Genomic DNA, 458 nt, shown 5'->3' with positions numbered 1-458 from the left:
CCGGAGGGGATCACCGCTTTCGGGTTGATGCGCTTGAAAGCCGCCTCGGCCGACTGGAACGGCACGATCTCGGAAAAGACGCCGGCCTCGCGGATGCGGCGGGCGATAAGCTGCGCGAACTGGCTGCCGAAGTCGACAATCAGGACGGTGTCGGAGCGATTGGCTGTTTTCATGGCGAGCGTTTAGAGAAAGAAACGAGTCGGCGCAATGGGTTGCGGGGCGTCTGGCTCAATCCAGTCCTTGCCGGGAACCAAGCCGGATCGTTCCGGATGCGATCGCCTGCTCCAGCAGGCCAATGGCGCCGGCCAGCTTCTCGTCGATGACGTGGAGATACTCCGTCCAGTCGCCGATATGCCTCAGATCCGCCGCACCGTCGGAAATGCCGCGCAGGCCGATCAGCGGCACGCCGAAGAGCTGGCAGGCGCGCAGGCAGGCGAATGTCTCCATATCGACCATGT

General features: G+C 63.3%; 2 pseudogenes. Both read right to left on the bottom strand.

Annotation, left to right across the window (positions count from 1 at the left end):
* Nucleotides 1–173, bottom strand: a pseudogene (locus tag EN738_RS36705) (GMP synthase (glutamine-hydrolyzing)); the annotation flags it as partial.
* Nucleotides 174–228: 55 nt separating this feature from the next.
* A pseudogene (locus EN738_RS34985) lies at nt 229–458 on the bottom strand (5'-methylthioadenosine/S-adenosylhomocysteine nucleosidase); the annotation flags it as partial.

This window comes from Mesorhizobium sp. M4B.F.Ca.ET.017.02.2.1, from assembly GCF_003998955.1.
Classification (GTDB): Bacteria; Pseudomonadota; Alphaproteobacteria; order Rhizobiales; family Rhizobiaceae; genus Mesorhizobium; species Mesorhizobium abyssinicae.
Note: the sequence above shows the minus strand (reverse complement) of the source record. Positions and strands in the feature narration are given on the sequence as shown.